Raw genomic sequence first — 13,784 nt, forward strand, 5'->3', positions numbered from 1 at the left:
ATGGCCCACGTACCCCAGATCAAGATTCCCGCCACCTACCTGCGTGGCGGCACCAGCAAAGGCGTGTTCTTCCGCCTGCAGGACCTGCCCGCGGCCGCGCAGGTCCCCGGCGCGGCACGCGACAAGCTGCTGATGCGCGTGATCGGCAGCCCCGACCCCTACGGCAAGCAGATCGACGGCATGGGCGCGGCAACGTCCAGCACCAGCAAGACCGTCATCATCTCGAAAAGCAGCCGGCCCGGCCACGACGTCGACTACCTGTTCGGCCAGGTCTCCATCGACCAGCCGTTCATCGACTGGAGCGGCAACTGCGGCAACCTGTCCGCCGCCGTCGGCCCGTTCGCCATCGGCGCCGGGCTGGTCGACCCGAGCCGCATCCCGCAAAACGGCGTGGCCACCGTGCGCATCTGGCAGGCCAACATCGGCAAGACCATCATCGGCCACGTGCCCATCACCGATGGCGCCGTGCAGGAAACCGGCGACTTCGAGCTCGACGGCGTGACCTTCCCCGCCGCCGAAGTCCAGCTCGAGTTCATGGACCCGGCCGCCGAGGAAGAAGGCGCCGGCGGCGCCATGTTCCCGACCGGCCACCTCGTCGACGACCTCGAGGTGCCGGGCGTGGGCACCTTCAAGGCCACCATGATCAACGCCGGCATCCCGACCATCTTCCTCAACGCGGAAGAGATCGGCTACACCGGCACCGAGCTGCAGGACGACATCAACGGCGACCCCGCCGCGCTGGCCAGGTTCGAGACCATCCGCGCCTACGGCGCGCTGCGCATGGGCCTGATCAAGAACGTCGACGAAGCGGCCAAGCGCCAGCACACGCCGAAGGTGGCCTTCGTGGCAAAGCCGGCCGGCTACGTTGCCTCCAGCGGCAAGCCGGTCGGCGCCGGCGACGTCGACCTGCTGGTGCGCGCGCTGTCGATGGGCAAGCTGCACCACGCCATGATGGGCACCGCCGCCGTGGCCATCGGCACCGCCGCGGCGATCCCCGGCACGCTGGTCAACCTCGCCGCCGGCGGCGGCGAACGCAACGCGGTGCGCTTCGGCCACCCCTCGGGCACGCTGCGCGTGGGTGCCGAAGCCAACCTCGTCGACGGCGAATGGGCCGTGACCAAGGCCATCATGAGCCGCAGCGCGCGCGTGCTGATGGAGGGTTGGGTGCGCGTGCCGGGCGACACGTTCTGAGGAACCGGCGGCACGGCGCAGCGGGACTCGGTTCCGGTTGCGGCGGCATGGAGGTCCTGCTTGCCGCCCGTGGGCTCGATGAGGGGACGGCTTTCGCCATTTGCTGGCGCTTGCCCTCTCCCCCGGCCCCTCTCCCACTTCGCGGGAGAGGGGAGCAAACCATCAATGACAAAAGGCTGCCGGCAACGAGTCAACTTGCCGATTGTGGTCTCCCCTCTCCCGCTTGCGGGAGAAGGCAGGATTCGCCACGAAGCGAGAGCCTTTGCCATTCGCTGGCGCCGGCCTTCTTCCCGGCGCGCGGCCCCTCGAAGGCCGCAGCCGCAGCAAGGCATCGAGGTCATCGATGCGCGCGCGGCCAAGGCGGGTAGCCGTCATGGCAGGAACGAGGCGATGACTCAATGCCGTCTGGCCGGCCCTCCCCGCCAGACACCCCCCGGGAAAACCCCAAAGCGGTAAATGTCGACACATTCAGGACCCCTCTCGTATAGTTCTCGTCCGCCGCGGCCCCGCCTGTAAGACAGGCGCCGCCGCGCGGATTGCGTAGACCGATAGACGACGCAGCCACCCAAAAGGGGCTGCCCAGTCGTGCCTATATGAGGAACATCATGAAGCGTTTCGCCCGTCTCACCACGCTCAGCACCCTGCTGCTCGCCGCCAGCCTGACCACTGGCGCCGCCCACGCCCAGCTCGCCCCGTCCGCCGCCACGCCGGCCCAGGCCAGCGCGCCGGCCGAGGCCCGCAAGGCCAACATCGTCATCATCGGCACCGGCGGCACCATTGCCGGCGCCGGCGCGGCGGCCACCAACACCGCGGCTTACCAGTCGGCCGTGGTGCCGGTGGACAAGATCATCGCCTCGGTGCCGGAGATCTCGAAGATCGCCAACGTCAAGGGCGAGCAGGTGTTCCAGATCGGCTCCGAGAGCTTCAACAACGAGCGCCTGCTCAAGCTCGGCAAGCGGGTCTCCGAACTGCTCAAGCAGCCGGACGTGGACGGCATCGTGATCACGCACGGCACCGACACCATCGAGGAAACCAGCTATTTCCTCAACCTCACGCTCAAGAGCGACAAGCCCGTGGTGGTGGTCGGCTCGATGCGCCCGGGCACCGCGCTCGGCGCCGACGGCGCGCTCAACCTGTACGACGCGGTGCTGGTGGCGTCCAGCCCCGAATCGCGCGGCAAGGGCACGCTGGCCGTGCTCAACGACGAGATCCACACCGGCCGCGACGTCACCAAGACCAACACCTTCAAGACCGAGACCTTCCGCTCGCCGTTCGGCCCGCTGGGCTACGTGGTGGAAGGCCGCACGCTGTACTTCCGCCTGCCGGCGCGCCCGCACACCACGCAGACCGAGTGGGACATCGACAAGCTCGACAAGCTGCCCGAAGTGGCGGTGGTCTACGCCTACGGCAACGTGAACCCGGGCGCAGTCGACGCCGCCGTGAAGAACGGCGCCAAGGCCATCGTCTACGCCGCCACCGGCAACGGCAGCGTGGGCGACTACATGGTCGAGCCGCTCAAGGCCGCGCGCGCCAAGGGCGTGCAGATCGTGCGCGCGTCGCGCACCGGCAGCGGCGTGGTGATCCGCAACGCCGAGCAGCCCGACGACAAGTACGACTGGCTGGTGACGGACGACCAGCTGCCGCAGAAGGCCCGCATCCTGATGGCGCTGGCGCTGACCAAGACCAGCGACAGCAAGGAACTGCAGAAGATCCTGTGGAAATACTGACGGCCGCGGCGTAGCCGCGGGCATTCCGGGCGGCGGCGGAGCACGCCCCGCCCTCGCGGCTGGCTGGCCGCACGCGACCTCGCCAGCCGTTTTTTCACTTCATGCCAGCCCTCCCCTTGCAAGCCAGGTAGCCCTCGAAGCCGATGCGACCGCCATGCCGCCAGGCCTGGACGGAACATGGATTGGTGGCGGCAAAGATCGGCCGTTAATTGCGTTATAAGGCATTCCCGCTCACGCGGCCGGGTTGAAGGCGGCGCGGCCGGCCGGCGCGCCGGGCTAGAACAGCGTGCTGCTCATCAGCGCCCTGGCCACGAGCTCGGCCTCGTCGGCGCTTTCCGCGTAGACCGACACCTCGCTCACCACCTGCCGGCGCCCGCGCCGGAGCACGCTGGCCACCGCGCGCAGGCTGGCCGCCCTGGCCGCTTCGAGATACTGGATGTTGAGCGAACCGGTGGCGCCGCCGCGCATGCTGCCGGCCTCGCAGCCCGAGGCCGCCGCGGCCGCGCCGGCCACGTCGATCAGCGTGGCGATCACGCCGCCGTGGACGATCTCGCCGACCGTGACGTTGGCGGGGCTGAACGGCAGCAGCAGTTCGACGTGGTCCACCGCCAGCACATCCAGCGCGATGCCCAGCGCGCGGGCCACGGGCGAGCCCATCAGGACCTGCTCGACGGTCTGGCGGATACGCGGGTCGACGGGTGCGGCGGCATGGGAGCCGGCGGCGGCAGCGGCGCCCGCGCCGGACAAGGCGGCAACGAGGATCGGCATCGTGTTCTCCTGGATCGGGATCGTGGCAACAGGGGCAGCGTAGGCCCGCGCGCCGCCGGCGCTCAATTACCTGACGGGTAATCGGCGGACTTCCGCGTGGCAAACTTCCGCGCGGCGATGTTGCGCCGCAGGCACCGGGCGGGCCGGGGCGGCGCCGGCCGCCGTTTATAATGTGCGCCCGTCCGCCCCGCCTCGCCGCCGCATGCCGTCAGACCTGTCAGACCCGCCAGACACCAACCCGCTTTCCGCGCGCTCCCCCGCCGCCACGCCGCAGCGCGACGAGGGCCAGCGCGACGAAGGCCTGTTCGACCGGCCCGACAGCCCCTGCATCGGCATCTGCTCGACCTTGTTCGACGAAATCTGCCAGGGCTGCGGCCGCACCGCGATGGAGGTCAGCAACTGGGTCTTCATGGACGACGCGGAAAAGCAGGCGGTGTGGGAGCGCATCACGCGCGAGGGCACGGCGCGGCGCTTCCGCCCGGAGTAGCCCCGGAGCCGGCCGTACCGACCACACTGACCATACAGGCCGCGCCGCTCAGCCGCCGGCCAGCCGGCGCTCCATGTCCTCCACCTCGCGGCGCGCCGGCTGCTTGTCGATGCCGCTGGGCACGCCTCCGGGCCCGAACGGGCGCACGGCGCCGAGCAGCACGCTGTCGATGGCCGTGGCAAACCCGCTGCTCACAGCCCGGCCGCCTCCAGCCAGCGCGCGAACATGCGGCGGCCGGCCGCGGCCACCGCCGTGCCGATCTGCGCCGTGCGCGCGCGGATCTCGCGCGGGTCGATGCCGGCCTTGCCGAGCTCGACCGTATGCCCGACCAGCCAGCCTTCCAGCTCGGCCGGACGCACCTCGGGATGGAACTGCAGCGCCAGCACGTGGCGGTCGATGGCGTAGGCCTGGTGCGGCACGGCCGCCGTGGAAGCCAGCAGTTGCGCGCCGGCGGGCAGGTCGAAGGTGTCGCCGTGCCAGTGCAGCACGTTCCAGTCGGCGCTTTCCAGTTCGGCCAGCGCGGAGGCGCGGCCTGCCTCGGTAGGCCGGATCGGCGCCCAGCCGATCTCGCGCGTGCCGGGATAGACGCGCGCGCCGCTGGCGCGGGCGATCAGCTGCGCGCCCAGGCAGACGCCGATCACCGGCCGGCGCGCCGCGAGCCGCGCGCGGATGACGTCGATCTCGGCGTCGAGCCACGGATAGGTCTCGTTCTCGTACACGCCGATCGGGCCGCCGAGCACGACCAGCAGGTCGGCGGGATGCGCGCCGACCACGCTCAGGTCGTCGATGCCGGCGCGCAGCACGTACAGCGCGTGGCCGCGCTCGCGCAGGACGTCGCCCAGCACGCCGGCGTCCTCGAACGCAACGTGCTGGATCACATGGGTGGTGAACCTGGCTTGGGTCATGGCGTGCCTGTCCGGTCGATGCAAAGCTTCGATCTTACTGGCATCCGGGCATGCCGGGCAAACGGTCACGCCATGACATATCCCGCGCGCCGCACCGCATCGTCAGCGCGCCGTCAGCGCGCGCCGGCGGGCTTGAGCACCAGCGTGTCGAATGCCTCGTTGCCCTGCCCGCGGCGCGCCGGCGCCAGGGTGATGTACTGCACCGCGACCCATTTGTCGGTCCAGTCGCGGTAGTGCGTGGACATCACGTTGCCCGACTGCCCGGTCGAATCCATGAAGCGCGAGCCGGCCAGGTCGGAGAGGTCGTAGATGGCGCGCAGGCTGGCCGCGTGCACGCTTTCGAACGGCGCCGCCTCGTCGCGCAGGTTGTGGCGCCCCGCGTTGACGGTGTAGGTGTCGCCGCCGCTGGGCACCTTGACGTTGAACAGGCCAGCCAGGTAAGGCTGCCTGCCGAACGGCTTGTGCTCCATGCGCGCGGCGTGGGCGCTGCCCCAGCGCCAGCGCTCGGGCTTGTCGCCGTAGCGCTGGCCGAGATCGGCAATGGCGCGGCGCCAGGCCGTGGCGATGGCGTCGTCGCAGTCTTCCCGCGCCGGCGTGGTGCTGTCGTCGCACCAGAACGCGCCGAGGCCGCGCGGATTGCGCAGCACGTTGAGCATGGGCTGCTGCACGTTGCGCTGCTCCCACATGCGGCCAAACAGCGGCTCGCCCACCTTGTCCTCGAACAGCACGCGCGACAGTTCGCGCAGCCACGCCGTCGCCACCAGCGGCTCGGCCAGCCGGGGCTGCATGTCGCCATCCCACTTGCGCAGCGCGGCGATCAGCGCGCGCTCGCGCTCGGGCAGCGCCGGATCGCTGGCGACCGGGGCCGCCAGCAGCAGCGGCAGCGCGTCGCGCACGGCCAGCGAGAGCGTGTCCTTCTGGATCGCGCCGAAGCTGTCCGGGGTGTGCCGCGCGGTGGCGTCGAGCAAGGTGCGGATGCGCTGGTAGCGGTACGGCACGGTCCATTCGCTGGTCAGGAAATACGGGTAGTCGTCGCCGACGATCTTCTGGTTGGCGGTGGCGATGACGCCCTCCGGCGGGTTGAAGCTGCGCGGCAACTGCTCGAACGGGATGAAGCCGTTCCAGTCGTAGCGCGCATCCCAGCCCGGCGCCGGCGCCAGCCCCTTGAGGTCGTTGTCGGCGCGCCGCAGCGGCACGCGGCCGGGGGCGATGAAGCCGATGTTGCCGTCCACGTCCGCATAGACGATGCTCTGCTGGGGCGAGTGGAAATCGCGCATGGCCGCCAGGAACGTGGCCCAGTCGGTGGCGCGGTTGAGCAAGAGCCCGGCCTGGAAGGTGCGGTCGTCGGCGCGCAGCGCGGTCCACTGGAAGGCCACCACGTACCGCGCGCCGAGCGGCGCGGCGGCCGTGGCGACGGGCTCGGCGGCGTCGGAGATCACCGGGCCGTGGCGGGTCTCGCGCACGGTCAGGGTCACGTCGGGCGCGCCCTTCACGTGGATGGTCTCGCTGCGGGTCCTGAACTCGGCCCAGCCGTCCGGGGTCTGGTAGCGCTGCGCGCTGCCCGGCTGCAGGCGCTCGATGTACAGGTCCTGCACGTCGGGCGCGGTATTGGTGAAGCCCCACGCGATGCGCTGGTTGTGCCCCAGCACCACCAGCGGCATGCCCGGCAGCGAGGCGCCGGCCACGTCCAGCCCGGGCGCCTGCATGTGGGCGAAGTACCAGAGCGCCGGCGCCTGCAGGCCCAGGTGCGGATCGTTGGCCAGCAGCGGCTTGCCCGAGCGCGTGCGGGCGCCGGACACCACCCAGTTGTTCGATCCCATGCCCTCCACGTAGCCGGGCGGCGCCTGCCGCTCGACGCGCGCCATCGCCGTGGCCAGCGGGGCGAGATGCCGGTAGAAGCTGCCGTAGTCCATCGTGCGCGGCGAGCGCTCGCCCGGATACGGCGCCAGCAGCTCGTTGATGCGCGCCACCGGCAGCACCTGCGCCAGCCGCATGCGCAGCGTCTCCTGCGTCCAGTTGGCGCTCAGGTCCCAGGCCATCATGGTCTGCCAGGCCAGCGTATCGGCCGGCTCCCAGTGCTCCGGCCTGGTGCGCAGGAGCAGGAACTCGGGCGGCAGCGGGCCCTTGCGCGTGTCGATGTAGGCGTTGACGCCGTCCGCGTAGGCCTGCAGCGCGGCGCGCGTCTCGGGCGTGGCCTGCGCCAGGATGGCCTCGGCGTTGCGCCGCACGCCGAGCGTGCGCAGGAAGCGGTCGGTATCGAGCGCCGGCGGCCCGAGGATCTCGGCCAGCCGGCCCGAGGCGATGCGCTTGTTCATCTGCAACTGCCACAGGCGGTCCTGCCCGTGCACGAAACCAAGCGCGAAATAGGCGTCGAGCGGATTGGCCGCCTTGATGTGCGGCACGTCGTGGCGGTCGCGGACGATGGAGACGCGCTCGCGCAGCCCCGGCAGGCTCAGCGTGCCCGCCGTCTGCGGCTGCGACGCCTGCCGGTACCACGCATACCCGCCCAGCGCGCCCGCCAGCAGCAGCGCCACCAGCGTCAGTACCAGCCAGGCCAGCCGTTTGAACCAGCGCATCGATCGCTCTCCCCCGCGTGGCGGCATGCGCCCGCGGTGTTGTCTGTTTTTTGTCCCGTACTGCTGTCTCGGTACTGCGTGCTCCCGGCCCGCCCGCGCCGCGCCGGACCGGTTCCGCGCGGCGCGGGCCGGCGGGATTGCGCATTATCGCCGAAGCGCCCGCGCATGAAAAATGCCCGGGCTTGCCGGGCATCCTGCGCCACCGCGGTGCCGCGAGCGGCGGCGCGTGGAACGATCCACCCCGCCCGCCGCCACCCCGCCCGCCGCGCGTCAGGCGGCCGGCTTCTTCAGCTGCAGCGCCTTGTACTCGAGGAATTCCTCGAGCCCGTACTTGCCGGCCTCGCGCCCGTTGCCGGACTGCTTGTAGCCGCCGAACGGCGCCTGCATGTTGAACGGCCCGCCGTTGATGTCGACCTGGCCGGTGCGGATGCGGCGCGCCACGCGGATGGCGCGCGCTTCGTCGCCCGACCACACGCCGCCGCCCAGCCCGTAGATGCTGTCGTTGGCGATGCGCACGGCGTCTTCCTCGGTGTCGTAGCAGATGATCGACAGCACCGGGCCGAAGATCTCTTCCTGCGCCACGGTGGCCCGGGGGTCGACGTTGCCGAGCACGGTCGGCTTGACGAAGAAGCCCTTGTCCAGCCCCGCGGGCGCTTCCGGGCCGCCCGTCACCAGTTCGGCGCCCTCGTTCAGGCCGCGCTGGATGTAGCTGGTCACGCGCTCGCGCTGCGCGGCGGAGATCAGCGGGCCCAGGCGCGTGGTTTCCTGCAGCGGGTCGCCCACGGTGAAGGCATCGGCCACCTGCTTGGCGATGGCCTTGGCCTCCTCGTAGCGGCCGCGCGGCACCAGCATGCGGGTATGGGCCGAGCAGGTCTGCCCGGAGTTGAGGAAACAGGCACTGACGGTGCCCTTGACCGCGGCCGGCAGGTCCGCGTCGTCGAGGATCACCGAGGCGGACTTGCCGCCGAGCTCCAGCGCCACGCGCTTGACGCTCTGCGCGCCCAGCTCGGAGACGCGCTTGCCGGCGCGCGTGGAGCCGGTAAACGACACCATGTCCACTTCCGGATGGCTGGCCAGCACCTCGCCCACCACCGGGCCGTAGCCGGTCACGAGGTTGAACACGCCCGGCGGCAGGCCGGCGGCCTCGATCACCTCGGCCAGCACGAAGGCGTTGAGCGGCGCCACCTCGGACGGCTTGAGCACCACGGTGCAGCCGGCGGCCAGCGCCGGCGCCACCTTCAGCGTGATCTGGTTGAGCGGGTAGTTCCACGGCGTGATGGCACCCACCACGCCCACCGGCTCGCGCACCACCAGCGAATTGCCGACCTCTTCCTCGAACGTGAAGTTCTCCACCAGCTTGGCCGCCTGCGCCCAGTTGTAGACCGGGCCGCCGACCTGGATGGCGCGGGCCAGCTTGATCGGCATGCCGACTTCGCCGGCGATCAGTTGCGCCAGTTCCTCGCTGCGCGCCTTGAGCCCGTCCGCGATCTTGCGGATATAGCCGGCGCGCACCGCCGGCGGCGTGGCCGACCAGGCGTCGAAGGCGGCGCGGGCAGCCTGGATGGCGTCCTCGGCGTCGCGCGCATGCCCTTCGGGGATGCGGCCCATGACGGCTTCGGTGGTGGAGTGGATGACGTCGATCTGGCCGGTGCCGTGGGGCACGACCCACTTACCGTTGATGAAGAGCTTGTCTCGTTGTTGCATGGCCACAGTTTTCAGTTGTTGAACAGGCGATTGCAAAATTTTTGTTACTTTTATGGTGCTCCACATTGTAGAGCGGTTTGGCGCCTCGTTTTTTTGCGGTGCGCCAGCCACCCGAACAACGTGGCGATAATCGGCCGAGCATGAGCCGAATCCGGGAACAGCGCGCCGCTCGCCGCTGCCGGCGCATAACAAGGGAGCAGACATGACCGACCCGGTGTTCCACAAGACCGAGCAGGGCCAGGACGAAATCCGCACGCGCGCGCGCAAGCTGGACCACAGGACGCGCGCGCTGCTGCTGATCGTCAACGGCGAACGCCGGCGCAGCGAACTGCTGGCGCAGACCAGCGGCATGGGCGTAGGCCCGGAAGCCATCGAGGCGCTGCGGGAGGCCGGGCTGATCCACGCGGACGCCGCCGCGCCGCCGGACATCGCCGCCCCGGCCGCCCCGGCCGCCGCGCGCCGCGCCGGGCCGGAAGCGGCCGGCAGCGTGTTCCCGGCCTACGCCGCGCGCGGCGTAGGCGATGACGACGCCGGCCCCGCGACCTACCAGCAGCTCTATCACTTCTACACGGACGTCATCGGCCATCATCTCGGCCTGCGCGGCTACATGCTGCAGGTCAAGGTCGAGAAAGCCGCCGGCACGGCCGAACTCGCCGCGCTGCGCGGCCCGCTGTACGCGGCCCTGCACAAGGCCAGGGGAGAGATCACCGCGGCCGCCATCATCGACCAGCTCGACAGGATGGTGGGCGGCGAGGGGCGAATGCAGATCTGAACGGGCAAAAGAAAAAAGGGCCGCACACGGCGGCCCTCTTCTTCCGTCAACCGGTCAAGGCAACTCAGCCCGCGATGCCCTGCGACTCCAGGTACTCGTCGTACGTGCCCAGGTAGTCGGTCAGCGTGCCGTCGGTGCGCACTTCGATCACGCGCGTGGCCAGGCCGCTGACGAACACGCGGTCGTGCGAGACGAAGATCAGCGTGCCGGTGAACTTGTCCAGCGCGATCTGCAGCGACTCGATCGACTCCATGTCCATGTGGTTGGTCGGCTCGTCGAGCGCCAGCACGTTGTGGCGGCCCAGCATCAGCTTGCCCCAGATCATGCGGCCCTTCTCGCCGCCCGACAGCACCTTGACCGACTTCTTGATGTCGTCGGCCGAGAACAGCAGGCGGCCCATCGTGCCGCGCAGCGACTGGTCGTCGTCGCCGGCCTGGGTCCACTGGCTCATCCAGTCCATCAGGTCGCGGTCGTCCGGGAATTCCTCGTAGGTGTCCTGCGGCATGTAGCCGACGTTGGCGTTCTCGGCCCACTTGATCGCGCCGCGGTCGACTTCCACGCCGCGCTGCACGCCGTTCTGCACGGCCTGGTTGAGCAGGCTGCGCAGCAGCGTGGTCTTGCCGGCGCCGTTCTCGCCGATGATGGCCACGCGCTCGCCGGCCTGGATCGCCATCGACAGGTTGTCGATGATCTTGCGGTCGTAGGTCTTGGTGACGCCATCCGCTTCCACCGCGAGGTTGTGCAGCTTCTTCTCGAACTCGAAGCGGATGAACGGGTTCTGGCGCGACGACGGCTTGAGGTCCTCGACCTTGATCTTGTCGATCTGCTTGAGGCGCGAAGTGGCCTGACGCGCCTTGGACTTGTTGGCCGAGAAGCGGCGCACGAAGTCCTGCAGTTCGCCGATGCGCTCCTTGGCGCGCGCGTTGGCCGCCATCTGGCGCTCGCGCGCCTGCATGGAGGCTTCCATGTAGTCGTCGTAGTTGCCCGGGTAGACCTTGAGCGTGCCGTAGTCCATGTCCGCCATATGGGTGCACACGGAGTTCAGGAAGTGGCGATCGTGGGAAATGATGATCATGGTGGAGTTGCGCTCGTTGAGCACGTCCTCCAGCCAGCGGATGGTGTTGATGTCGAGGTTGTTGGTCGGCTCGTCGAGCAGCAGCACGTCCGGGTTCGAGAACAGCGCCTGCGCCAGCAGCACGCGCAGCTTCCAGCCCGGCGCGACGCTGCTCATGGTGCCCTGGTGCTGGTCGGTGGGAATGCCCACGCCCAGCAGCAGCTCGCCGGCGCGGGCCTCGGCGGTGTAGCCGTCGTACTCGGCATACTTGGCCTCCAGGTCGGCGGCCTTCATGTAGTCCTCGTCGGTGGCGTCCGGGTTGGCGTAGATGGCGTCGCGCTCGGCGGCGGCGGCCCACATCTCGGTGTGCCCCATCATGACCACGTCCAGCACGCGCATGTCTTCATAGGCGAACTGGTCCTGGCGCAGCTTGCCCAGGCGCACGCCCGGCTCGAGGATGACGTTGCCCGAGGACGGCTCGAGGTCGCCGCCGAGGATCTTCATGAAGGTGGACTTGCCGCAGCCGTTCGCGCCGATCAAGCCGTAGCGGTTGCCCTCGCCGAACTTGACCGAGATATTCTCGAACAACGGCTTGGGGCCGAACTGCATGGTGATGTTTGCGGTAGAAAGCACGTCTGGAACCTTGTATGAATGAGGGGGCGCGGGCGGCGCGGCACCGGTGCGCACGGCACGGAACCGGCGCGGCGATGCCGCGGAACGCGCGCACGCGGCGAAGGGCGCGGTGCGCGGTCCCGGCATGCGGCCGGGAAGCCCGACAGAATCCCGGCCGGAGACCGGGAAATAACCCGCGATTTTACCATCCGCGGGCCCGGGAAAGAAGCGATCAGCCGCCGATGGGCATCAGATAGGGGCGGAAGCGGCCGCTTTCAACACCGGATAACCCGACAGCGCCAGCGAGAAGCCGTCCGCGCGTGCGCTCAACTGCGCCTGGCCGCCCACCGGCAGCGTCAGCTTGCGCGGGCAGTGGCCAAACGGCAGGCCGGTCAGCACCGGCACCGCCAGGCGCTCGCGCAGGTAGGCCACCACCGCGGGCAGGTCGTAGCCGTTGTCATAGTCGGTCACGCGGTAGCTGGAGAAGTCGCCCAGCACGATGGCGCGCTGCGTGCCCAGCACGCCGGCCTGGTCGAGCTGCAGCAGCATGCGCTCGACGCGGTACGGCGGCTCGTTGACGTCCTCCAGGAACAGGATGCCGCCCTCGATGGCCGGCATGAAGCGCGTGCCCAGCAGGCTGCACAGCATGGCCATATTGCCGCCCCACAGCGTGCCGGACACGGTGCCGCTGAACGGCTGGCCGCCGGCCTGCGGCGCGTCCACGCCGATGGTGTAGGCCGCATCGTGCATCACGCCGGCGAAGTGCTCCCACATGAAGGGGTCGACCACCTCGGTGCCGAAGTCCGCCAGCAGCATCGGCCCGGCGAAGGTCACGCCGCCGGTGGCCGCCAGGTAGGCCAGCTGGAACGCGGTGAAGTCGCTGTGGCCGACGATGGGCGTGCCGGCGGCGCGCGCCTGCTCGGCGATGCGGGCGAAGTCCACGCGCTCCAGCAGCCGCGCGATGCCGTAGCCGCCGCGCACGGCCAGCGTCAGCTCGCGCGGCGCGCCGGTGCCGATGGCGTGCAGGTCCGCGAGGCGCTCGTCGTCGGTGCCGCCGAAGCGCAGGTAGCGGCGCGCCAGCACGTCCGGGTTGCCGACGTGGAAGCCATGCTGCCGGAGCCAGGCGCAGCCGCGCGCGGCGATGGCAACGTCGTGCGGATACCCCGACGAGGCGATCAGGCGGACCTCGGTCGGCGGCGTGGCGGAGTTGGCTGGTTGCGCTGGGTTCGGCATCGACTGGCTCATGCGTCTGGATCCGGGCTGGGGTCGGGGTGGCTTGGGTTGTCGCCGGTGGTTGTACCACAGCGCGCGCAGGCCGTGGGCGCGGCATCGGGCGCCTGTGCCGCCGGTTGTGGCTCCGGTTGTGGCGCCGGTTGTGGCGCCGGTTGTCCGGTGGATTGGGCAGACTGCTGCGCATCCTTCTGCGCCGCCTTCTGCGCGCGCCGCTTCGCCCCGAAGAACGCCTTGAGCATGCCGCCGCATTCGTCGGCCAGCACGCCGCCGGCGATGGTGGTCTGGTGGTTCAGCTGCGCCTGCCCGAACAGGTCGAGCACGCTGCCGGCCGCGCCGGTCTTGGGGTCGGCCGCGCCGAACACCACGTGGCGGATGCGCGCGTGGAGAATCGCGCCGCTGCACATCACGCACGGCTCCAGCGTCACGTACAGCTCGCACTCCGGCATGCGGTAGTTGCCGACCACCTGCGCGGCGGCGCGCAGCGCCTGCATCTCGGCGTGCGCCGAAGGATCGACCGAGCGGATCGGCAGGTTGTGGCCGCGTGCGATGATGGCATCGTTCCACACCACCACCGCGCCCACCGGCACCTCGCCGGCGGCCTCGGCCAGGCGCGCCTCGGCCAGCGCGGCCCGCATGTAGCGGCGGTCGCGCTCGGCGGCGGGATCGGCGGCTTGGTCGGGCTGCCCGGCTGCGGGCGGTAGCGGCGCGTTCATCGGATCGGTCGGGTCGGTCGGATCTTTCGGGTCTGGCATGCG

Annotated in this window: 12 protein-coding genes; 4 read left to right on the plus strand and 8 right to left on the minus strand. The window is 70.2% G+C overall.

Features of this window, described 5'->3' with window-relative positions:
• Both prpF and ACWTPI_RS10610 read left to right on the plus strand, forming a co-directional pair.
• A complete protein-coding gene (gene prpF / locus ACWTPI_RS10605) occupies positions 1–1,191 on the plus strand; it encodes a 2-methylaconitate cis-trans isomerase PrpF (protein WP_020201629.1) in 1,191 nt (396 codons plus the stop codon).
• Positions 1,192–1,796: 605 nt separating this feature from the next.
• On the plus strand, positions 1,797–2,918 hold the full coding sequence (locus ACWTPI_RS10610; RefSeq protein WP_020201630.1) for an asparaginase: 1,122 nt from the start codon (positions 1,797–1,799) through the stop codon (positions 2,916–2,918).
• A gap of 276 nt (positions 2,919–3,194) precedes the next feature.
• Here the strand turns inward: ACWTPI_RS10610 and ACWTPI_RS10615 are convergent, their stop codons facing one another.
• On the minus strand, positions 3,195–3,686 hold the full coding sequence (locus ACWTPI_RS10615) for a PaaI family thioesterase (protein WP_454731648.1): 492 nt from the start codon (positions 3,684–3,686) through the stop codon (positions 3,195–3,197).
• Positions 3,687–3,888: 202 nt separating this feature from the next.
• Between ACWTPI_RS10615 and ACWTPI_RS10620 the strand changes: the two genes are divergently transcribed.
• Positions 3,889–4,173, plus strand: coding sequence for a DUF1289 domain-containing protein (locus ACWTPI_RS10620; protein ID WP_020201632.1), 285 nt, complete (start codon positions 3,889–3,891; stop codon positions 4,171–4,173).
• A gap of 48 nt (positions 4,174–4,221) precedes the next feature.
• On the opposite strand, the gene ACWTPI_RS10625 is transcribed toward ACWTPI_RS10620, so the two are convergent.
• The 4 genes from ACWTPI_RS10625 to ACWTPI_RS10640 all read right to left on the minus strand — a co-directional run bounded on the left by ACWTPI_RS10625 (position 4,222) and on the right by ACWTPI_RS10640 (position 9,358).
• Positions 4,222–4,368 (minus strand): hypothetical protein, encoded by a 147-nt coding sequence (locus ACWTPI_RS10625; protein WP_454731649.1) that lies wholly within the window; start codon positions 4,366–4,368, stop codon positions 4,222–4,224.
• Positions 4,365–5,078 (minus strand): glutamine amidotransferase, encoded by a 714-nt coding sequence (locus ACWTPI_RS10630; RefSeq protein ID WP_020201634.1) that lies wholly within the window; start codon positions 5,076–5,078, stop codon positions 4,365–4,367. The genes ACWTPI_RS10625 and ACWTPI_RS10630 overlap by 4 nt, the downstream gene beginning before the upstream one ends.
• 113 nt (positions 5,079–5,191) lie before the next feature.
• Positions 5,192–7,654: a penicillin acylase family protein gene (locus tag ACWTPI_RS10635; RefSeq protein ID WP_454731650.1), complete on the minus strand. Its 2,463-nt coding sequence runs from the start codon at positions 7,652–7,654 to the stop codon at positions 5,192–5,194.
• Positions 7,655–7,924: 270 nt separating this feature from the next.
• Positions 7,925–9,358 (minus strand): aldehyde dehydrogenase family protein, encoded by a 1,434-nt coding sequence (locus tag ACWTPI_RS10640; RefSeq protein WP_454731651.1) that lies wholly within the window; start codon positions 9,356–9,358, stop codon positions 7,925–7,927.
• 202 nt (positions 9,359–9,560) lie between these two features.
• Between ACWTPI_RS10640 and ACWTPI_RS10645 the strand changes: the two genes are divergently transcribed.
• On the plus strand, positions 9,561–10,130 hold the full coding sequence (locus tag ACWTPI_RS10645) for a hypothetical protein (RefSeq protein WP_454731652.1): 570 nt from the start codon (positions 9,561–9,563) through the stop codon (positions 10,128–10,130).
• 64 nt (positions 10,131–10,194) lie between these two features.
• Here ACWTPI_RS10645 and ACWTPI_RS10650 read toward each other — a convergent pair whose 3' ends face one another.
• The 3 genes from ACWTPI_RS10650 to tadA all read right to left on the minus strand — a co-directional run bounded on the left by ACWTPI_RS10650 (position 10,195) and on the right by tadA (position 13,742).
• Entirely contained in the window at positions 10,195–11,817 is a 1,623-nt protein-coding gene (locus tag ACWTPI_RS10650) for an ABC-F family ATPase (RefSeq protein WP_059412776.1), read from the minus strand.
• Between the two features lie 228 nt (positions 11,818–12,045).
• Positions 12,046–13,041, minus strand: a complete 996-nt coding sequence (gene ldcA / locus ACWTPI_RS10655) for a muramoyltetrapeptide carboxypeptidase (protein WP_454731653.1) — start codon at positions 13,039–13,041, stop codon at positions 12,046–12,048.
• Positions 13,038–13,742 (minus strand): tRNA adenosine(34) deaminase TadA, encoded by a 705-nt coding sequence (tadA, locus tag ACWTPI_RS10660; RefSeq protein WP_454732468.1) that lies wholly within the window; start codon positions 13,740–13,742, stop codon positions 13,038–13,040. The genes ldcA and tadA overlap by 4 nt, the downstream gene beginning before the upstream one ends.
• Positions 13,743–13,784: the final 42 nt, after the last annotated feature.

Source organism: Cupriavidus ulmosensis, assembly GCF_977008105.1.